Here is a 20,187-nt window from a genome sequence, read left to right as displayed (position 1 = left end):
GCTTCGACAGGCTCAGCACGAACGGAAAGATGATTACGCGTCAGGCGTCGGCGTCGCGCCAGGCGAATCCGGGGTCGGCAGCGGCGCGTCGCCGAACGCCCACATCCGCTCGAGATTGTAGAAGCTGCGCACTTCCGGGCGGAACAGATGGACGATCACGTCGCCCGCATCGATCAGCACCCAGTCGGCAGTCGGCAGGCCCTCGATCCGGGTCGACCGGCCAAGCTCGCCCTTGATCTTCTCGGCGAGCTTCGATGCCATCGAGGCGACCTGGCGCGTCGAGCGGCCGCTCGCGATCACCATGTGATCGGCGATGCTGCTCTTGCCCGCCAGCGGGATCGAGATGGTATCGACTGCCTGGTCGTCGTCGAGCGACGCCAGGACGAGCTTGTGCAGCGCCTCCACCTCATCGGGTTCGGACGCACGATACGCAGGGGAAGATGAGGCCAAGACGATTCCTATGTTGAGGGTGTGAGGAGCACTGGTCGCGCAAAACGGCGCTGCCAGGCGGGATCGGCCAAACGAAGCCGGGTCGCAGAAGTCGGGTCGGGGCGGAATCGCAACAGCACGAGTGCCGGCATTCTCCACTTCGTCCAGCTCTTTGCCTGGTCCACGGGCCGGATGAAGCGCCGCAACCAACCCATCGCGGGGGCCGCGTGGGCAGCGCCATCATAGCCCGGACGGGCGACCACCGCAATCGGAACCTCGCGTGCTATGCCGCGCCAGTCCTTCCACCGGTCGAACTGGGCGAGATTGTCCGATCCCATCAGCCAGATGAAGCGTTTGTTGGGGTAGCGGCGCCTGAGCGTGCGGATCGTATCGATGGTGAAGCGCGTGTGCATGTCGAGCTCGATCGCGCTCGGCCGGATCGGCGCATGCCGTGCCATCCGCCGCGCCGACGCGAAGCGGATCGCAAAGGGCGCCATATCGCCCGCCGCCTCCTTGAGCGGATTGCCGGGCGAAACCAGCCACCACACTTCGTCCAGTCCCAGCGCGCGGATCGCGGCGAGGCTGATCGCGCGGTGGCCGCGATGCGCCGGATTGAACGAGCCGCCGAGGATGCCGATCCGGATCATTCGGCCAGCCAGTCCGCCGCGCCGTGCCTGACGCGACGAATCTCGATGTCGTCGCCGCGAACGACGTAGAGCAGCACGAATGGCGTGTGTCGTACACTCCATTTGCGGACATCGAGCGTCACCAGCGGCCGGCCGATATGGGGATTGGCCAACAGCACCGATGCGGCACCATCAATTCGATCGACGATCGCTTCGGCAAGGTCGGGATCGATCGCATCATAATAGTCGGCGATCGCAAAGACATCGTCGCGAGCGGGCCGCGACCAGAGGAGGCGCATCAGGCAGCGCGCTTCCGGCCAAGCTTCCAGCTCTTGATATCCGCGATCATTTCCTCATGGGTCAGATAATCGCCGCGGTCGATCGCATCCTCGCCTTCCTTGATGAAGGCACGAAACTCGGTTTCTTCCTTCACGTACCGCTGGATGGCCTTGGCGACGAGCCAGGCGCGCGTGCGTTCCTGACTTTCGGCCAGCGCGTCGAGGGATTGAAGCGTCTGTTCATCGACTCGCGCGGTGATCACTGCCGTCTTGCTCATGTATCGAACGTATACATCCGATACATCCTTATCAATCCCCGCGCGGCGGCTGCTTCAGCACATTGTCGCGATAGGTGGCCTGAAGCGCGGTCATCCAGCCGGGATATTCCGCCGGCAGCGTCGATACCGCATCCAGCGTCGCCAGCTCGTCGGCACTCAGCGCGACCCTGGTCGCCCCGAGATTGTCGTCGAGCTGGTCCTGCCGCTTCGCCCCGACGATCACGCTGGTGACGTGCGGCTGGTGGAGCAGCCAGGCGATCGCGATCTGCGCGACCGACACGCCATGCGCCCTGGCGATCGACCCGAGCGCATCGAGCACCTTGTCGCCGCGCGCCTTGTCGACCGGCGGGAAATCGCGCGTGGCACGGCGGCCGTCGCTGTCGCCATCGCGATATTTGCCCGAGAGATAGCCGCCGGCGAGCGGGCTCCACACCATCAGGCCCAGGCCTTCGGACTGCAGCATCGGCACCACCTCGCGCTCGAGATCGCGGCCGACGATGGTGTAATAGGATTGCACGCTCTGGAATTTCGCCGCGTTCAGCCGCTCGGCGATGCCCAGTGCCTTGGCGATCTGCCACGCCGCCCAGTTCGACACGCCGACATAGCGGACATGGCCCTGACGCACGAGATCGTCGAGCGCGCGCACCGTCTCCTCGATCGGCGTCAGCGCATCGAAGCCGTGGATCTGGTAGAGATCGATATGATCGGTGCCGAGCCGGGTCAGGCTCGCCTTGACCTCGTCCATGATGTGCCCGCGCGAATTGCCGCGGCTGTTGGGCCCCTCGCCCATCGGGCCCATCACCTTGGTGGCCAGGATCACCTCCTCGCGCCTCAATCCCAGATTCTTGATCGCCTGGCCGGTGATCTGCTCCGACAAGCCTTGCGAATAGACGTTCGCGGTGTCGATGAAGTTCACGCCGGCATCGACCGAGGCCCTGAGCAAGGCATCGGCCTCATCCTGCTTCACCTGGCCCATATAGGCGAAGAAGCCCTCGCCGCCGAAGGTCATGGTTCCCAGGCACAGTTCGGACACGAACAGGCCGGTGCGCCCGAGCGGATTGTAACGCATGCTTGGGTCCCCTTATCGATGCCACTCCCGTCGGCGCTGCGGATATGCGTATCCGTCGGCAGGGCGACAATGGGTTTGTTGAATAAGAGGGTTTGTTGAAATAATGGGCGGGCCTAGGGCCGCGTCTGCCCCGTCCCACGAACGATCCATTTGTAGGTCGTCAGCCCTTCCAGCGCGACCGGGCCCCGCGCGTGCAACCGGCCGGTGGCGATGCCGATCTCCGCGCCAAGGCCGAACTCGCCGCCATCGGCAAACTGAGTCGAAGCGTTCCACAGCACGATCGCGCTGTCGACGCCGGCGAGGAAGCGTTCCGCCACGCCCTCATTCTCCGCGACCACCGCATCGGTATGGTGGGATCCGTGCGCCGCGATATGCGCCATCGCGCCCTCCACCCCGTCGACCATCGCCACCGAGGCGATCGCGTCGAGATATTCGGTGTCCCAATCGGCCGCGTCGGCGGGCCTGGCAGTCGGCACCAGCGCGCGGATCGCCGCGTCGCCGCGCACTTCGCAGCCGGTATCGCCCAGCACCTTCACCAGCTCGGCCGTGTGCGCATAGGCGCGGTCGATCAGCAGGGTCTCCATTGCGCCGCACACGCCGGTGCGGCGCATCTTGGCGTTGACCGTGATCGCCTCGGCCATCGCCGGATCGGCCGAGGCGTCGACATAGACGTGATTGATCCCATCGAGATGCGCAAGCACCGGCACACGGGCCTCAGCCTGGACGCGGGCGACAAGGCTCTTGCCGCCACGCGGCACGACCAGGTCGATCATGCCCTCCGCGCCGAGCATCGCGCCGACCGCCGCGCGGTCGGTGATCGACACCAGCTGCACCACATCGCCCGGCACGCCCTCGCGTTCCATACCGGCGACGAGCGCGGCATGAATCGCACGGTTGCTCCCGATCGCTTCGGACCCGCCGCGCAGGATCACCGCATTGCCCGATTTGATGCACAGCGCCGCCGCGTCTGCCGTCACGTTCGGGCGGCTTTCATAGATGATGCCGATCACCCCGATCGGCACGCGCACCCGGCGCAGCACCATGCCGTTGGGGCGGCGGGTCTCGTCGATCAGCTGGCCGACCGGATCGCGCAGGCCGGCCACCGCGGCGACGCCCGCCGCCGTGGATTCGATCCGTCCGGCGTCAAGGCGCAGCCGGTCCAGCATGGCGCCCGACAGGCCCGCGGCCCTGGCGCGCGCCATATCCTCGTCGTTGGCGGCCGCGATCGCCGGCGCGGCCTCGCGAATCGCCTCGGCGGCGGAATCGAGCGCCCGCGCCTTGACCGCACTGGACAGGCCGCCGAGCACATGGGCGGCGGCGCGGGCGCGGCGCCCCATATCGGCGATCAGCGCAACGGAATCGGTTTGGACATCGGCCATGGCGGCGTCGCTACCACGAGCGTCGATCCTCGCCAAAGCGCTATCGCCTTTTGCCCCCTCAAGATGATATTCGCATCGCATGAGTGGGGGAATCGAAGCAGCCGGCGACATCGCCACCGGCGTCCTGATCGGGCGCGCCGTCGAACCGCATGCCGGCGAAGGCCATGCGCACGGCACCGGACATGGCCTGTGCCTCAATTGCGGCACGGCGCTGATCGGCGACTATTGCCATGCCTGCGGCCAGGCCGAGCATGTCCATCGGTCGCTCGCATCGATCGGGCACGACCTGCTCCACGGCGTGTTTCATTTCGAGGGCAAGATCTGGCGCACCCTGCCGATGCTGGTGACTCATCCCGGCGCGCTGACCCGGCGCTACATCGCCGGCGAGCGCGCGCGCTTCGTGTCGCCGCTGGCCCTGTTCCTGTTTTCGGTGTTCCTGATGTTCGCGTCGATCCACACTTTCGACGGCGACATCGAACCCCCTGGCAGCATCAGCCCGGCCAAGCGCCAGGAGCAGATCGCAGAGATCGACGGCCAGCTCGCCAAGGCGAAGGTCGAGCTGAAACAGGCCGAGGCCGCGCACAAGGACAATGGCATTCCGGACGGCGATCTGATCGCCGCCCGCGCCGTGGTCAGTTCGCTCACCACCGCGCGGCAGGGAATCCTGTCCGGGAAGGACGGCATCCCGGTCACCGATTTCGACACCAAGCTCGGCTGGCCCGCGCTCGAGCATGGCGTCAAGAAGTTCAAGGCAAATCCCGGCCTTGCGCTCTACAAGCTACAGTCGAGCGCCTATAAATATTCCTGGGCGCTCATACCCATCTCGGTGCCGTTCGTGGCGCTGCTGTTCCTCTGGCGGCGCCAGTACAAGCTGTACGACCATGCGATCTTTGTCACCTACTCGCTTGCCTTCATGATGCTGCTGGTCGTCACGCTCAGCATTGGCGGCACGCTCGGGCTATCCGGCGGCCTGATCGCGCTCGTCGCCATCGTGGCGCCGCCGGTGCACATGTTCGCGCAGCTGCGCGGCGCCTATTCGCTGCGCAAGAGATCGGCCTTGTGGCGGACCGTGGTGCTGCTCCACTTTGCGTTCATCGCGCTGCTGGCCTTCTCGATGCTGCTGCTGGTGCTCGGGCTGATGAAATGAAGACGCCCAGGAACAGGCGACTCAGGGACAGGGGACTCAGGGACAGGGGTACCGCTTGTCCATGAAGCTGTAGAAGGCGGTCTTCACGCTTATCCCGCGCTTTCCCTCCGGGAGGGTCTGGAAGGACGCGATCAACGTATTCGAATCGATCCTGGCCTGGCCCTTGGGCGGCGGGCAGCTGCGCGGCTTGCGGCCGGCCGCCTTGTCCGCGTCGATCTGGGCGCGATAGGCCTCGGCCGCGGTCGTCACCTCGCCGCGCAGCAGGCCGAGATCGGACGACATCATCGCCGCCATGCCCTTCGCCTTGAGTGCCGCCGCCTTGGCGAGAAATTCGTCGACCGTCATTGCCTGCGCCGCGACCGGCAACACCAACAGCGCCAGCGCGCCCGCCATCATCGATCTGCGCATTCCCATCCCCTCATCCGCACGCGCGCCCACGATGGCGGCCCAGCCGGTGAACCGAAAATGAACTGAAACGGGGCGCCCGGGCAATCCGGTGCTTCACCGCCGCGAGCCGTGCGGTTATGCGGTTGAAATCAGGGTGGGGACCAGCGCACGCGATGATCATCGGAATCGATCTCGGCACGACCAACAGTGCCGCGGCAGTGTGGAAGGACGGCGCGGCGACGCTGATTCCCAACCGCCTTGGCCAGACGCTGACGCCCTCGGCGGTCAGCATCGACGACAATGGCACGTTGCTGGTCGGCCTTGCCGCGCGCGACCGCCAGGCGAGCCATCCCAAGGCCACCGCCACTGCCTTCAAGCGCTATATGGGCACGAAGCGCACCACGCGGCTCGGTGGGCGCGATTACAGCGCGGAGGAGCTCTCCGCACTGGTGCTGCGCAGCCTGAAGGAGGATGCCGAGGCCTATCTCGGCGAGCCGGTCACCGAAGCGGTGATTACCGTACCCGCCTATTTCAACGACCAGCAGCGCAAGGCGACTCACCGCGCCGGCGAGATCGCCGGCCTGCGCGTCGAGCGGTTGATCAACGAGCCGACCGCCGCCGCGCTGGCATATGGCATCCACAATCTCGATCGCGAGGCACGTTTCTTCGTGTTCGACCTGGGCGGCGGCACCTTCGACGTCTCGATCGTCGAGATTTTCGAAGGCATTATCGAAGTCCGCGCCTCGACCGGCGACAATCAGCTGGGCGGCGAGGATTTCAACGAAGTGCTGATCGGCCTGATGCGGGCAAGGTTCGCCGACGACTGGAAACGGTTCGAGCGCGACGACGCGCTCTACCAGAAATTGCGCGAGGCGGCCGAGCGTGCCCGCCGCGACATGTCCGCCGCCCCGTCGGCCACGATGCGCCTGGTCTGGCAGGACATTCCCTATGAGATCGAGATCGAGACCGCCGCGTTCGAGACTCAGGCGGCCGCGCTGATCGAGCGGCTGCGCGAGCCGGTGCTCCGCGCGCTGCGCGACAGCAATCTCCGGCCCGAGGCGCTGTCCGACATCATCCTGATCGGCGGCGCGACGCGCATGCCGGTGGTGCGCCGCGCGGTCGCGCGCATGTTCGGCCGTTTTCCCAACGCGACGGTCAATCCCGACGAGGCAGTGGCGCTCGGCGCCGCGGTCCAGGCCGGGCTGAAGGCGCGCGATTCGGCGCTGAAGGAAGTCGTCGTTACCGATGTCTGCCCCTATTCGCTGGGCGTCGAGGTCAGCCGCCAGCTTCCCGGCGGCGGCTATGAGCACGGCCTGTTCGCGCCGATCCTGGAGCGCAACACGGTCATTCCGGCGAGCCGCATCCACAGCTTCTCGACCCTGCAGGCCAACCAGACCGACGTGGTGTTCGGCATCTATCAGGGCGAGGGGCGGCTCGTCCGCGACAATGTGAAGATCGGCGAGACCAGGGTGAAGGTGCCGCGCGGCCCGGCCGGCGAGCGGATCGACGTGCGTTTCTCCTATGACGTCAGCGGCTTGCTCGAGGTGGACATCCTGGTCGAGAAATCGGGGCTGCGCACGCAGCTGCTGATCAACGACGATCCGGGCGGCGACGAGAAGGCGATCGCCGAGCGCCGCGCCGCGCTCGCCGCGCTCAAGACGCATCCGCGCGAGGACGAGCTCAACCGCGCGGCGCTGGCGCGCGGCGAGAAATGCTTCGAGAATTTCCTCGGCGACGAACGCGCGGCGATCGATTACCTGATCTCGCAGTTCCAGCGCGTGCTCGACGGACAGGATCCGCGCGCCGTCGAGCATGCCCGGCAGGAATTCCACGAGGCACTGGACCGGATCGAGGGCGAGCGCTTCCTGTGAGGAGCGTCCGGCCATGAACAGCGTCTGGGACGTCCTGGAGATTCCCCGGGGCAGCGACCGCGACGCCATCCGCCGCGCCTATGCGAAAAAGCTGCGCGTCACGCATCCGGAAGACGATCCCGAAGGATTCAAGCAATTGCGCGAAGCCTATGAGGCAGCGCTCGAACAGCATGATTATGTCGCCCGCTGGGCCGATGATGAGGATGATGCGGACGGCGGGATAGAAGGCGACCCCGCCGAAGCGGCACCTCATGACTGGAGCGCGCGCGCGCGGCGCGATGATCCCGGCGATCCGGTCCCGGCGCCCGCGACGCCCGAGCTCGACGCAATGCTTGCCGGGCGCGAGGAGGAACTGGCGGCGCTGCGCGCGGCAATGGCCGATCTCGAAGCGGGGCTGCGCGGACCCTGGCGACCCGGCGACGCGGTGCTCGAGAAGCGGCTCGAGGCGATCCTGACGTCGCCCGCCATGGGCGAGATCCGTATCCGCGACGATGTCGAGCCCTGGCTCGCCGACCTGCTCGCCTCGACCATCCCGCAGAGCGACGCCGTGCTGATGCAATCGATCCAGGCGTTCGGCTGGGGCGGCGACGATCATCATCTGCGCGGGACGAGCTGGTCGATCTCCGCGGTGCTCGGCCGGCTCGACGAATGGCGGATCATCGAGGGGCTCAATCATCACAGCCATGCCTATCACCCGGCCTGGCGATCGCTGACCCGGCCACCCGGGGCGTGGTGGTCGTGGCGGCTGGACGCGTTCCGGCCCGGCATGATCGACGGGGTGGAGACGTTGCTGGGCGAGCATGGCGAGGTCGCACCCGGCCTGCATCATTCGTTCAAGAGCGATTCGGTCGCCCGCTGGCGGACCTTCCTCGCCAGGCCGCGCCTGACTCTCGGCATGCTCGCCATGATGCCGATCGCGTTCCTGGCCGCGCTGTGGCTCGGCTATGTCGTCGCCGGAACCGGCGTGGTGCGCGAAGCCTGGCTGATCGCGGGCATGGCCGCGATCGGCTTCGTGACGCCGGTGGCGATCCTGCTCCTTCTCGCGCCGGCGCGGAAACGCTGGCGCGCGGCGGAGCACCACCCGCGCTGGCAGCGCGAGGGTTGGCTTATCGCCTATGCGCTGCTCGGTTTCGTCGCGTCGGCGCTGCCGCGTCCGTGGTGGCCGGCGCTGATCCTGCTGCCCGCCATCGTCATCGCTGGCTGGGCCTATGTCGCGACCCCGCGCGCCGAACCGGGCCCGTTGCGGATCGGCGGCAGCGCCGTGACCTTTGCCATCGCAGGCTTTTTCGGCCTGGTGATGTTCGACCAGCTCGCGCCCGCCGAAGCCTTCGCGCTCGGGACGATGGCTGCGCTGCTGGTCTATCTGCGGATCGGGGCCTGGCCGGCGGTGCGGACCATGATCGAGGATCTGCTCTGGCAGCACCGCGAATGGATCATCCTGGGCAGTATCGTCGCCGGGCTCGGGACAGCCGTCGGCATCTGGCTGCTGCGCGAGCTGTGGCAGCCGGTCCTGCCCTTCTATCCGGTGGCGCTCGCCGCCATCGCGCTGGTGCCACTGGTCGGCGCGCCGGCACGCGGTTTTGGCGGGCCACCGCGCTGGATCGCGCGCACGCTGTTGATCCTCGCCTTTTTCTGGGCGTTCGGCGCATCGGTACCACCGTCAGAACCCCGGACGTCGACCAACGCCAGCGGCGTACCCTTTGTCCTGGGTGGCGACCTTGGGAATGCCGATGCGGATATGAGGCGGATGGAGGCCAATGTCAGCGGCTTCTCCCAGGTCCGGCAGGGCAATCCCGATCTTTACGACGCCATCCGCGCGGTGATGGTCCGGTATCGCAGCAACGAGATCACCCGCGATCAGGCCAATGCGCAGATCGGGACGCTCGTCACCGCGGAGCTTCGCGAAAGATTGCCCGAGGCGCAGACCGGCCCGCTGGTCGAATGGCTGCGAATCCGGATGGACCGGCTCGAGGCACTACGAAGGGCCAAGCCCGCCCTGTGCGCCTCGGAAAAGACCGCGATGGACGACGACATGGTACCCGAGCGGATTCGCCGGCGGGCCAGCGCCCAAACCTATGACATCGTCTCCACGACCTCGGCCACGCCCGAGGAGATGGCCCGGGGCCGGGTCATCAGCGGCAGCACGCTTGTCCGCCGGGCGTCGGCCGCGCTGCACATCGACCAGCGGGCGCTGATCGAGCGGCTCGACGGAAAGCGCGGCGACGTGCTCGCCTGCGACGCAAAGATCGCGCTGACTCAGACGCTGCTCGACAGCGACAGTCTCGACGATATCGCCGCGACCTTGCGGGCCGAATTCAGCCGCGCGCGGGATGCCAAGCCCGTCCCTGCGCCGGCGCAGGAAAAAGCCGGCGGCCGCAAGGTGCAGCCGCCGGCTTGAGATGGGGATCGTCCGGGCAACCCGCCCGGGCAGCTCAGGACCGTAGGATCTCAGGCGCCCTGGGGCGCCGGCGTTCCGAACGGGCCCTTGGGGCGCCGCGTGCGCGGGATCGAGGTGCCGCCGGTCGGCACCGCCGGGCCCTTGGGACCGCTGTCGATGCGGCCGATTTCCTCGCCGGCGATCAGCTTCTTGATCTCGTCGCCCGACAGAGTCTCATATTCGAGCAAAGCGCCGGCCAGCAGATGAAGCTGGTCGAGATGCTTGTGGAGCAGCTCCTTGGCGCGGTTGAGGCCGCCCTCGACGATCGTCTTGATCTCGTCGTCGATCAGTTGCGCGGTCTGGTTGGACATGCGCACCGGGCGGCTCGACGAATAGCCGAGGAAGCTTTCGCCCTCGGGCTCGGCATATTCGAGCGGGCCGAGCTTGTCGGACATGCCCCAGCGCGTGACCATGTCGCGGGCGAGGCCCGTGGCATATTGGATGTCGCTCGACGCGCCGGACGAGACCTTGTCATAGCCGAAGATCACTTCCTCGGCGACGCGCCCGCCCATCGAGACGGCGAGGTTCGCGTACATCTTGTCGCGGTGATAGCTGTAGCTGTCCCGTTCCGGCAGCCGCATGACCATGCCGAGCGCGCGACCGCGCGGGATGATCGTCGCCTTGTGGATCGGGTCCGATGCCGGCTCGTGGATCGACACGATCGCGTGGCCCGCCTCATGATAGGCGGTCATGCGCTTCTCGTCCTCGGTCATCACCATGGAACGCCGCTCGGCGCCCATCATGACCTTGTCCTTGGCTTCTTCGAACTCGGCCATGGCGACCAGCCGCTTGCCCTTGCGCGCCGCGGTCAGCGCCGCCTCGTTGACGAGGTTGGCGAGATCGGCGCCCGAAAAGCCCGGCGTGCCGCGCGCGATGACCCGCGGATCGACGTCGGGCGCCAGCGGCACCTTCTTCATATGGACCTGGAGGATCTTCACCCGGCCCTCGATGTCCGGACGCGGCACCACCACCTGGCGGTCGAAACGGCCCGGCCGCAGCAGCGCGGGATCGAGCACGTCGGGACGGTTGGTCGCGGCAATGATGATGATGCCTTCGTTCGCTTCGAAGCCGTCCATCTCGACAAGGAGCTGGTTCAGCGTCTGCTCGCGCTCGTCATTGCCATTGCCGAGGCCCGCGCCGCGATGGCGGCCGACCGCGTCGATCTCGTCGATGAAGACGATGCACGGCGCTGACTTCTTGGCCTGTTCGAACATGTCGCGCACGCGGCTGGCGCCGACGCCGACGAACATCTCGACGAAGTCGGAGCCCGAGATGGTGAAGAAGGGCACGCCCGCCTCACCCGCGATGGCGCGGGCGAGCAGCGTCTTGCCCGTACCGGGCGAGCCGACCAGCAGCGCGCCCTTGGGGATCTTGCCGCCAAGGCGGGCGAACTTGGTCGGGTCCTTCAGGAACTCGACGATCTCCTGCAGTTCCTCGCGCGCTTCGTCGATGCCGGCGACGTCGTCGAAGGTTACCTTGCCTTCGCGCTGAGTCAGCATCTTCGCGCGGCTCTTGCCGAAGCCCATCGCGCCGGAGCCCGAATTCTTCTGCATCTGGCGCAGCACGAAAAAGGCGATGCCCAGGAACAGCAGGAACGGCAGCGACTGGACCAGCAGATATTGCCAGATCGGCGGGCCATCCTCAGGCCGCGCCGTGATCGTCACATTCTTGTCGCGCAGGCGGTCGGTCAGCTTGGGATCGGCCGGCGCATAGGTGCGGAACTTGCTCGAATCCTTCAGCGTGCCGGTGATCACCTCGCCCGCGACGTTGACGTCCTGGACCGTGCCGGCCTCGACCTTGTCGAGGAACGTCGAATAGGGAATGGTGCTGCTCGCCACCGGCTGGGCGCGACCGTCGATCAGCGTCACGAACAGCGCAAGCGCGACGAGGATGCCGACCCAGATCAACAGGCTCTTCATCCAGGGGTTGCCGCCCCCGCTGTCCGGGCTCGGCTGCTTGTCATTCTCGTTCATGGGTATCCGGTACCTTTCACGCTACAAGATAAGCGGTGTGAGGTTAATGGCAATGGAACAACGCAATGCTTTCGTTGATCAGTGTGATCGGCGCGGCGGAGCCTCACGAAAGTGCCACAGATCACCTTTTGCCGACGCCATCACCTCGGCCTGGGTGGCGGCTTTTCCGGCTTCGAGCGCGTCGAGCAGCGATTCGATGTTGGTGGAACGGGACCAATGGCCCCCGCCCATGCCGTTCATCATGATCACATGGTCGATCGCCATCCGCGCCAGATAGCGGCGGATCACCCGAGGCAGGCCCCCGACATCGATCTTCGCCTCGAAATCCCCGGCGGGCAGCGCCCGCTCCTGCCATAGCCACTGGCTGATCGCGAGCAGATCGGCGTCAACGTCCGCCAGATAGGCCGCGGAGCGCCCGATCTGGACGGGATCGATCCACGGCGCGCCGGTCAACCACCGGCGAAAGCGCGTCCGGTCGAACCGGTCGTCGTCATTGCTCGGATCGTCCACGAATGGCAGCCCCATCGCCTCCGCCAGCGCCACCAGTTCCCGGTGACGCCAGCCAAGCAGCGGCCTGACGAGCAGCAGCGGCGCATAGGAGATCGCCAAGCCCATTTCTTCCTCGACGACCGACATCGGCACATCGAGCTCCTGCCGCGCGCGCACCGCGGCGAGCCCGGAAAGGCCCGCGCCCCGCGCCGCCCGCATCAGGAAGGTTTCGGCCTGATCATCGGCATGATGCGCCGTCGCCAGCGCGACCGCCCCCGATTCGATTGCCCAGCGCCGCAGCAGCACATATCGTTCCTGTCGCGCCCAGGCCTGGATATTGTCGCCGGCATCGGGTGGAACGGCGATGCGCAGGCTCCGGTGCGCAATGCCCGCGCCGGCACACCAGCCTGCCACCATCGCCGCCTCATCCGCGGATTCGGGCCGCAGGCCATGGTCGACCGTCGCCGCGATCGTCCGTCCGGGAAAGGCGGCAGCGGCGAGCGCGAGCATCGCCATGCTGTCGGGTCCGCCGGACACCGCCAGCGCGATCGGCTCGTTCAGCGCCGGGAGACGGCCCAGCACCGCGTCGACATCTTTGCGGAATCGATCGACCGAGGCGGAGTCCGGCGCGCTCACGCGCACTTGCTTAGCTGGATCCCGGCCTGCGCCGGGATGACCCGCCGGCGCGGGTCACTTGCACTTCGCCTCGGTCCGACCGCGCGCGATGTCGGCCTTCATCGTCGCGCTGATCTTCGCTGCATAGACGTCGCTCAGCTCGCCATAGACCTTGCAGGCATCGCCCGGCTTGCCGAGCTTCATCAGCGCCGATGCCAGATATAAAAGGCTGTCGGGCGCGCGCTCGCCATCGGGCATCTTCTTGTAATTGTCGTAAAAGGCGATCGAGGCGAGCGACGGCTTGCCCTCGTCGAGATAGGTGCGGCCGAGCAGGTTCTGCGCATAGCTGGCGCGCTTGTGCTTGGGATAGGTCGTGACGACCTTCTTCAGCTGCACCTCCGCCTCTGGATAGAATTGGCCCTGCCACAGGCGATAGCCATAGAGATAGGCATCCTCGGCCGGATCGTCGCTGACCGACTTCTCGACCGCCGCCAGTTTCTGGGCGCGCACCGGATCCTTGGCCGCGCTGGCAGGCGCGGGTGGCGTCGCGGCCGGGCGGCCCGGCGTCGCCGCCGGTGGCCGCGTGCTCGACCCCGCCCGCGGCGTCACCACCTCGGCCGTGCCGGCCACCGGCGCACCGACCGGGCCCGCACCCGGAGCACTGCTCGCCGACGAGGCATTGTCTTCCAGCGCGCGCAGCCGCGTATCGACCGTGCGCTTGTACGCCTCAAAGGCTTCCTCGACCTGGCGAATCCGGTACTGGCTGGTCTCGACTTGGCCGGTCAGGCTGGTGATCTGCGATTCGAGCGCGTTCACCCGCGCGACGAGATCTGCGACCGGGCTCGATGCCGGGCTTCCCGGGATGTCGGGATTTTGCTGAGGCGCGGTGATGTCGGGCTGGACGAACTGATCCCTGCCGCCCGGAAACACCTTGCGCTGCACCGCGCGCATCTCGCTCTCGAGGCGGCCGACGCGACCCTCGATCGCCGCCTGGCCCTGGGCGACACCCGGCACGAGGCCAACCCCCGCCACCATCATCGCCGTCGTCGCCATCATCACGAAATTACGCATCTACACGTCCCGCTATCCTGAGTGTCAGGCTATAGCTGACACCGACATTCTGTCGCCAGCCTTAAGGTGTCGCGGTCGGGGCGGGCGCCGGGGCGAAGGCCGGCGGCGCGGCAACGTCGGTCGGCGTCGGGGCCGGCTCGACGGTCGTGCTCCGCGCGCGCCGCGTCGGCGCCACTGCCGCCGGTGCGACCGGCAAGGGCGTGCCATTGGCCCGGGCCTGCAGCGCGGCCGCCCCGATCGGCACGTCCTTGATCGCCACCCTGCCGTCGCCGAGCGGCGCCACCAGCGACCCGTTGAGCATCACCTGCAGCTTGTCCGGCCGCCCGATATTGATCATCGGATTATTCGCATCGGCCGGCACGTCATAGCGGTCGCCCGGCTTCAGCGTGTTTTCGTAGAGCGTGGTGCCGGCCGCGTCATAGACCCGCATCCACACCTCGTCGGTTGCGGTCAGGGTCACCTGCCCGCTCGCGGCCGGCGTGGGCGTCGGGGCGGGCGCCGGCTGCTCTTCGGCGGTCTCGCTCAGCACAGGGGCGGGCGCCTCCTCCGCACGGAACAGGCTGGTACCGTACCAGAGCCCCCCGCCGATCGCGAGCAACAGCGCAAGGATGCACGCGATGATCGCGATGCCGGCAGTCGGCACCCGCGAGGCCTCGGCCACCGTATAGGTTTCATAATCGGTGCGGCGCACGCCCTGGTCGTTCTGACTGCGTACGTCGCGCGCGATCGCGACCTCGTCGGCGCCGACCGCCCGGGCATAGGCCTTGGCGAAGCCGACCGAATAGGTGATCGAGGGCAGCGCCGCGAAGTTGGATGCCTCGATCGCCTCGAGCTGACGAATCGGAATGCGGGTCCGCGCCGCGATCTCGGCCAGCGACAGGCCCTGCGCCTCGCGCGCCTCGCGCAGACGCTCGCCAGCGGTCTTGGGGAACAATGTCGCTTCTTCGCCGGAATCGGTGTCGGTCATGATCTTCTCCGGCGAGGCAGGTTGCGCCCTCTATGATTTTCCCGCGCCGCCGCGTGTCTCACAAAGGGACTGCGCTGAGTCAACGGCCTGCGGTGCTGCCTGTCACACTATCATGCCAGTTCGACGCCGCTTTTTGCCGCCCAGGCCGTCAGCGCCCCGCGCATGTCGCGCGGCGGCTTCGCCAGCAGCTCGTCCATGAACGCGACCAGCGCGGCGCGGTCGAGCGAACGGACCATCGCCTTGATCGGCCCGACCGCGGCGGGCGTGATCGACAGCCGGTCGATGCCGAGCCCTATCAGCGCCATCGCCTCGAGCGGCCGCCCGCCCATCTCGCCGCATACCGCGAGCTGGACGTTCGAGGCGCGCGTCGGCGCGACCAGCCGGCGCAGGAAGCGCAGGATCGCCGGACTCAGCCAGTCATAGCGTTCGGCAAGCCTCGGATTGGCGCGGTCCGCGGCGAACAGGAACTGAGTCAGATCATTGGTGCCGACCGACAGGAAATCGATATGGGGCAACAGCAGGTCGAGCTGCTCGGCCAGGGCCGGTACCTCAAGCATCGCGCCGTAGCGAATCTCGGCCGGCAGCTTGCGCCCGCGCGCCGCCATCCAGTCGCGCTGCGCCTCGAACAAACCGCGCGCCTCGTCGAACTCCCAGGGCTCGGAGACCATCGGAAACATCACGTTGAGCGTGCGCCCCGACGCCGCCTCGAGCAGCGCGCGGGCCTGAACCTTCATCAGGCCGCCGCGATCCAGCGCGAGCCGGAGCGCGCGCCAGCCCATCGCCGGATTCTCCTCGTCGGCATCTTCCTTGTTGAGATAGGGCAGGGCCTTGTCGCCGCCGATATCGACGGTGCGGAAGATCACCGGCCGGTCGCCCGCCGCGTCGAGCACGTCGCGATAGAGCCGCTGCTGCCGCTCGCGCGCCGGGAGCGTCGCCGAGATCAGGAACTGGAATTCGGTGCGGAACAGGCCGATGCCGTCAGCACCGGTCAGGTCGAGCGCGGCGACATCGTCGCGAAGACCCGCATTGACCATCACGGTCACCCGGTGTTCGTCCAGGGTGATCGGCGCTTCGGTCTTGAGCGCGGCGAAGGCGGCGCGGCGCTTCTGGCGAAGCTGCAGCTTGGTCTCGAACGCTTCCTCCATCGCGGCCGAGGGGCGCGCAAAGACGGTGCCTTCGGTCACGTCGAGCAGGAGCAGATCGCCCTCGCCGATCAGCTGGCGCACGCTCTTGACCCGACCCAGCACCGGCACGCCCATGGCGCGCGCGACGATCGTGACATGCGCGGTGAGCGAGCCTTCCTCGAGCACCACACCTTTCAGCCGGCGACGGTCATATTCGAGCAGTTCTGCAGGCCCGAGATTGCGCGCGATCAGGATGGTGTCCTGCCGCAATCCCATCTGCGCCGCGGTGCCCATCTGGCCGGAAACGATGCGCAGCAGCCGGTTGGACAGGTCCTCCAGGTCGTGCATCCGGTCGGCGAGCAGCGGATCGTCGATCTGTCGCATGCGCATCCGGGTGCGCTGCTGCACACGCTCGATCGCCGCCTCGGCGGTCAGGCCGGAATCGATCGCCTCGTTGATCCGGCGGCTCCAGCCCTCGTCATAGGCGAACATCTTGTAGGTCTGCAGCACCTCGTCATGCTCGCCACCCACGCCGAACTCCGCCTGCGCCGCCATGCGCTCGATCTGCTCGCGCATCTTGTCGAACGCGGCATAGACGCGGTGGCGCTCCGCCTCGGTATCGTCCGCGACGGTATGCTCGATGGTGATGCGCGGCTGGTGATAGACGGCATAGCCCGACGCCATGCCATCGACGAGCTTGAGGCCCGGGATGCGCATCGGCGCGGTGGACTGCGGACGCGCCGAGGCGCCGCCGCTCGCATCGGCGAGATCGGCATTGGCGATCAGCTCGCTCAGCACCATGGCGACGGTCTGCAGGGCTTCGATCTCGACATCGTCATATTTATGGGGATCGGCATGCTGGACACACAGCACACCCACCGCACGTTCGCGCCGGATGATCGGAACGCCGGCGAAGCTGTGGAATTTCTCCTCGCCGGTTTCGGGCTTGTAGGCGAAATCGGGGTGCGACGCGGCCTCGTCCAGGTTCAGCGTCTCGACTTCCTGCGCGATCGTGCCGACCAGGCCCTCGCCCATGGCGAGCTTGGTGACGTGCACCGCCTCCTGCGCCAGACCGCGCGTGGCGTAGAGTTCAAGCACGCCGTCGCGCAGCAGATAGATCGAGCAGACCTCGCTCGACATCGCCTCGCCGACGATCTGCACCACTGAATTGAGCTTTGCCTGCGCCGTGGTGCGCGACGCCATCAGGTCGTGGAGGCGGACGAGGATCTCACGGGCGGAGGCGGCGGCGCTGGGCATGATCTGGCGCTAACAGATTGTGAAGGGCTGGGCCATAATGCTGCGCAACATGATTGCTGTTCCGGGAAGAAGTGGCGATCACCGCTCGCCACGGCCCTGCTCGCCGCTGCGGATACCAGCCACACCGCGCTCAGGGCTTGGGCCTCCAGCATGATTTCAAGCGCGCGAGGCTATCCTCGACCCAGTCCGCAAGCGGCGTGCCGACATCGCTCGTCCACGTCATGCGGCTGAGCCCAAGCTGATCCTCGACCGGCATCGTGAGTCCATAGCCGATTCCGTCAACCAGAATTTCGGTCGGCGCGGGTCCGAGGCCGGGCGGCACGATCGCCGGCGGCTTCAGGGCGCGAAGCCGCGCCATCACCATATGTACGGCGGGGCAACTCCGGCTGTCGGCCCAAACGCGTGTGAGAGAGCCGTCACGAAAGCGCTGCGTCAGCCGCAGCTTATATTGCACGACGCCGCCCGCGTTCCCGTCGGTCCCGATATCAACCGTTTCGGTCCGATGCTCCAGCGTGGGGCTTCGCGAGAAGTGGCCCCAGGCACGATCTGCAAACGGGTCAATGGGCGGCGCAGCTATTTGCAGCACTATCGCCATCACTGTGAGCATCGCGAGTCCTCGGAATAGTCAAGAACGGATGGAGCGTAGTGGTAAAATCGCGAGGTCGACAGAGGCGTTCAACCGAGGACAAGCGCTCCAGGCTAGTCGAACAGCCCATCCTGCGTACTGGCCGGTGGATTGAGCCCAAGATGTTTCCACCCCCCCGCATTGAGCATCCGGCCCCGGGCGGTGCGCGCGATCAGGCCCAACTGGATCAGATAGGGCTCGATCACTTCCTCGACCGTGTCGCGCGGCTCGCTGAGGCCCGCCGCCAGCGTCTCCACCCCGACCGGCCCGCCGCGATAGACATCGGCGATCATCATCAGATAGCGCCGGTCCATCGCGTCGAGCCCGAGCTTGTCGACTTCGAGCCGGTTGAGCGCCGCATCCGCCGCCACCGCGTCGACCGTCTCGCGCCCGGCGACATTGGCGAAATCGCGCACCCGCCGCAGCAACCGCCCGGCGATGCGCGGCGTGCCGCGCGACCGGCGCGCGATCTCGTGCGCGCCATCGGGCGAGACATGCAGGTCGAGCAACGCCGCCGCCCGGGTGACGACCTTTTCCAGCTCTTCGACGGTATAGAAATGGAGCCGCACCGGAATGCCGAACCGGTCGCGCAACGGCGTGGTGAGCAGGCCTTGGCGTGTGGTCGCACCGACCAGAGTGAAGCGCGGCAGATCGATCCTGACCGAGCGCGCCGAAGGTCCTTCGCCGATCATCAGGTCGAGCGCACGGTCCTCCATCGCGGGATAGAGCACCTCCTCGACCGCGGGCGCGAGGCGGTGGATCTCGTCGATGAACAGCACGTCGCCGTCCTCGAGATTGGTCAGCAGCGCGGCGAGGTCACCCGACTTGGCGATGACCGGGCCGGAGGTGGCGCGGAACCCCACGCCCATCTCGCGCGCGATGATCTGCGCCAGCGTGGTCTTGCCGAGCCCGGGCGGGCCGAAGAACAGCACATGATCGAGTGCATCGCCGCGCGATCTCGCCGCCGAGATGAAGACGCGCAGATTCTCCCGCGCCGCCTTCTGCCCGACAAACTCGTCGAGCGACTTCGGACGCAGCGCCGCGTCGATATCCTCGGGCTTGCGTCCGGGCGTGATAAGGCGGTCGCTGTCACTCACTGAGCGGCGATAGCGCGCCGACGCTGGCGGGGGCAAGGCGCGCGCACTATGAGGGCGCAATGAACGACCTTCCCGACCTGTATCTCCCCGCCGCGATGGCCGGCCCCCTGATGGACGAGCTGGAAAAACGCTTCGTCGTGCACCGCGACAATCCGCCACCGACAACGCGCGCCATCGTCGGCGGCGGATCGGTGGTGGTCGACCAGGCGCTGCTCGACCGGCTGCCCGCGCTGGAGATCGTCTCGGTCAATGGCGTCGGCTATGAGCGGATCGATCTCGACGCGGTCCGCGCGCGCGGCGTGCGCGTGACGACCACGCTCGATATCCTCACCGACGACGTCGCCGATCTCGCCATCGGGCTGATGCTGGCGGTCGACCGGCGCCTCGCCTTCAACGACCGGACGGTTCGCGCAGGCGGCTGGAACGTCCCGCTTGGCCGGCGCTCCAGTGGTCGGCGAATCGGCATTTTCGGCTTCGGCACGATCGGTCAGGCGATCGCGAAGCGCGCCGCGGTGTTCGCCAGCGAAGTGCTTTATACCGCCCGGCACGAGCGGCCGGACTCGGGCTATCGTTTCGTGCCCGACATCGGCGCTTTGGCAGAAGCGTGCGACACGCTGATCCTGATCGCGCCTGGCGGCGACGCGACGCGCAACATCGTCAATGCCGATGTGCTGGCCAGGCTCGGCAAGGACGGCGTGCTGATCAACGTCGCGCGCGGCAGCCTGGTCGACGAGCCTGCGCTGATCGCCGCGCTGGAGGCAGGGACGATCCGTGGCGCGGGCCTCGATGTGTTCGCCGACGAGCCGCATGTCCCGGAAGCATTCCGGACTATGGATCAGGTCGTGCTCATCCCGCACCAGGGCAGCGCCACGGTCGAGAGCCGCACGGAAATGGCGGCGCTGGTGGTGGCCAATCTCGACGCGCATTTCGCGGGCAAGCCGCTGCTCACGCCGATCGCTTGAGCCCTGTTCCAGCGTTAGACGGGTCTTCCTCTCCCCGTTCGGGCTGAGCTTGTCGAAGCCCTGTTCTTTCTTCCGCCCAAGGGAAGAACAGCCCTTCGACAAGCTC

The 20,187-nt window shown here is 67.2% G+C and carries 18 protein-coding genes; 4 read left to right on the top strand and 14 right to left on the bottom strand.

Features of this window, described 5'->3' with window-relative positions; translation table 11 throughout:
* Positions 1-33: 33 nt before the first annotated feature.
* The 6 genes from rsfS to ACZ1I5_RS23140 all read right to left on the bottom strand — a co-directional run bounded on the left by rsfS (position 34) and on the right by ACZ1I5_RS23140 (position 4,059).
* A complete protein-coding gene (gene rsfS, locus ACZ1I5_RS23165; RefSeq protein WP_465171578.1) occupies positions 34-450 on the bottom strand; it encodes a ribosome silencing factor in 417 nt (138 codons plus the stop codon).
* Positions 451-458: 8 nt separating this feature from the next.
* Positions 459-1,076 (bottom strand): nicotinate-nucleotide adenylyltransferase, encoded by a 618-nt coding sequence (locus tag ACZ1I5_RS23160; protein ID WP_465171577.1) that lies wholly within the window; start codon positions 1,074-1,076, stop codon positions 459-461.
* The gene (locus ACZ1I5_RS23155; RefSeq protein ID WP_465171576.1) at positions 1,073-1,354 is read right to left on the bottom strand and encodes a type II toxin-antitoxin system RelE/ParE family toxin; all 282 of its coding nucleotides are present in this window, start codon (positions 1,352-1,354) and stop codon (positions 1,073-1,075) included. The genes ACZ1I5_RS23160 and ACZ1I5_RS23155 overlap by 4 nt, the downstream gene beginning before the upstream one ends.
* Positions 1,354-1,611 carry a CopG family ribbon-helix-helix protein gene (locus ACZ1I5_RS23150; RefSeq protein ID WP_465171575.1) on the bottom strand — a complete coding sequence of 86 codons (258 nt, stop codon included), beginning with the start codon at positions 1,609-1,611 and terminating at the stop codon, positions 1,354-1,356. Before ACZ1I5_RS23150 ends, ACZ1I5_RS23155 begins: the two co-directional genes overlap by 1 nt.
* 31 nt (positions 1,612-1,642) lie before the next feature.
* Positions 1,643-2,680, bottom strand: coding sequence for an aldo/keto reductase (locus ACZ1I5_RS23145; protein ID WP_465171574.1), 1,038 nt, complete (start codon positions 2,678-2,680; stop codon positions 1,643-1,645).
* A 113-nt stretch (positions 2,681-2,793) separates the two neighbouring features.
* Positions 2,794-4,059: a glutamate-5-semialdehyde dehydrogenase gene (locus ACZ1I5_RS23140; RefSeq protein WP_465171573.1), complete on the bottom strand. Its 1,266-nt coding sequence runs from the start codon at positions 4,057-4,059 to the stop codon at positions 2,794-2,796.
* 79 nt (positions 4,060-4,138) lie between these two features.
* On the opposite strand from ACZ1I5_RS23140, the gene ACZ1I5_RS23135 reads away from it, so the two are divergent.
* Positions 4,139-5,206 (top strand): DUF3667 domain-containing protein, encoded by a 1,068-nt coding sequence (locus ACZ1I5_RS23135; RefSeq protein WP_465171571.1) that lies wholly within the window; start codon positions 4,139-4,141, stop codon positions 5,204-5,206.
* A 36-nt stretch (positions 5,207-5,242) separates the two neighbouring features.
* Here the strand turns inward: ACZ1I5_RS23135 and ACZ1I5_RS23130 are convergent, their stop codons facing one another.
* The gene (locus tag ACZ1I5_RS23130; protein ID WP_465171570.1) at positions 5,243-5,614 is read right to left on the bottom strand and encodes a hypothetical protein; all 372 of its coding nucleotides are present in this window, start codon (positions 5,612-5,614) and stop codon (positions 5,243-5,245) included.
* A 152-nt stretch (positions 5,615-5,766) separates the two neighbouring features.
* Between ACZ1I5_RS23130 and ACZ1I5_RS23125 the strand changes: the two genes are divergently transcribed.
* Together ACZ1I5_RS23125 and ACZ1I5_RS23120 are read left to right on the top strand one after the other, a co-directional pair.
* The gene (locus ACZ1I5_RS23125; protein WP_465171569.1) at positions 5,767-7,464 is read left to right on the top strand and encodes an Hsp70 family protein; all 1,698 of its coding nucleotides are present in this window, start codon (positions 5,767-5,769) and stop codon (positions 7,462-7,464) included.
* Positions 7,465-7,477: 13 nt separating this feature from the next.
* The gene (locus ACZ1I5_RS23120; protein WP_465171568.1) at positions 7,478-9,862 is read left to right on the top strand and encodes a hypothetical protein; all 2,385 of its coding nucleotides are present in this window, start codon (positions 7,478-7,480) and stop codon (positions 9,860-9,862) included.
* A gap of 50 nt (positions 9,863-9,912) precedes the next feature.
* On the opposite strand, the gene ftsH is transcribed toward ACZ1I5_RS23120, so the two are convergent.
* The 7 genes from ftsH to ruvB form a co-directional block, all read right to left on the bottom strand.
* On the bottom strand, positions 9,913-11,874 hold the full coding sequence (ftsH, locus tag ACZ1I5_RS23115) for an ATP-dependent zinc metalloprotease FtsH (RefSeq protein ID WP_465171567.1): 1,962 nt from the start codon (positions 11,872-11,874) through the stop codon (positions 9,913-9,915).
* Positions 11,875-11,952: 78 nt separating this feature from the next.
* The gene (tilS, locus tag ACZ1I5_RS23110; RefSeq protein WP_465171565.1) at positions 11,953-12,999 is read right to left on the bottom strand and encodes a tRNA lysidine(34) synthetase TilS; all 1,047 of its coding nucleotides are present in this window, start codon (positions 12,997-12,999) and stop codon (positions 11,953-11,955) included.
* Positions 13,000-13,053: 54 nt separating this feature from the next.
* A complete protein-coding gene (locus ACZ1I5_RS23105) occupies positions 13,054-14,049 on the bottom strand; it encodes a tetratricopeptide repeat protein (protein WP_465171564.1) in 996 nt (331 codons plus the stop codon).
* Between the two features lie 61 nt (positions 14,050-14,110).
* Positions 14,111-15,016: a helix-turn-helix domain-containing protein gene (locus tag ACZ1I5_RS23100; RefSeq protein WP_465171563.1), complete on the bottom strand. Its 906-nt coding sequence runs from the start codon at positions 15,014-15,016 to the stop codon at positions 14,111-14,113.
* Between the two features lie 110 nt (positions 15,017-15,126).
* The gene (gene ptsP / locus ACZ1I5_RS23095; protein ID WP_465171562.1) at positions 15,127-17,397 is read right to left on the bottom strand and encodes a phosphoenolpyruvate--protein phosphotransferase; all 2,271 of its coding nucleotides are present in this window, start codon (positions 17,395-17,397) and stop codon (positions 15,127-15,129) included.
* A gap of 130 nt (positions 17,398-17,527) precedes the next feature.
* A complete protein-coding gene (locus tag ACZ1I5_RS23090; protein ID WP_465171561.1) occupies positions 17,528-18,004 on the bottom strand; it encodes a hypothetical protein in 477 nt (158 codons plus the stop codon).
* Between the two features lie 92 nt (positions 18,005-18,096).
* On the bottom strand, positions 18,097-19,119 hold the full coding sequence (ruvB, locus tag ACZ1I5_RS23085) for a Holliday junction branch migration DNA helicase RuvB (RefSeq protein WP_465171560.1): 1,023 nt from the start codon (positions 19,117-19,119) through the stop codon (positions 18,097-18,099).
* A 59-nt stretch (positions 19,120-19,178) separates the two neighbouring features.
* Between ruvB and ACZ1I5_RS23080 the strand changes: the two genes are divergently transcribed.
* Positions 19,179-20,081 (top strand): 2-hydroxyacid dehydrogenase, encoded by a 903-nt coding sequence (locus tag ACZ1I5_RS23080; protein WP_465171559.1) that lies wholly within the window; start codon positions 19,179-19,181, stop codon positions 20,079-20,081.
* Positions 20,082-20,187 lie beyond the last annotated feature (106 nt).

The organism is Sphingomonas sp. BL-S-30 (assembly GCF_055521475.1).
The sequence above is the reverse complement of the archived record's forward strand: the minus strand, read 5'-3'. Positions and strand labels throughout refer to the sequence as shown.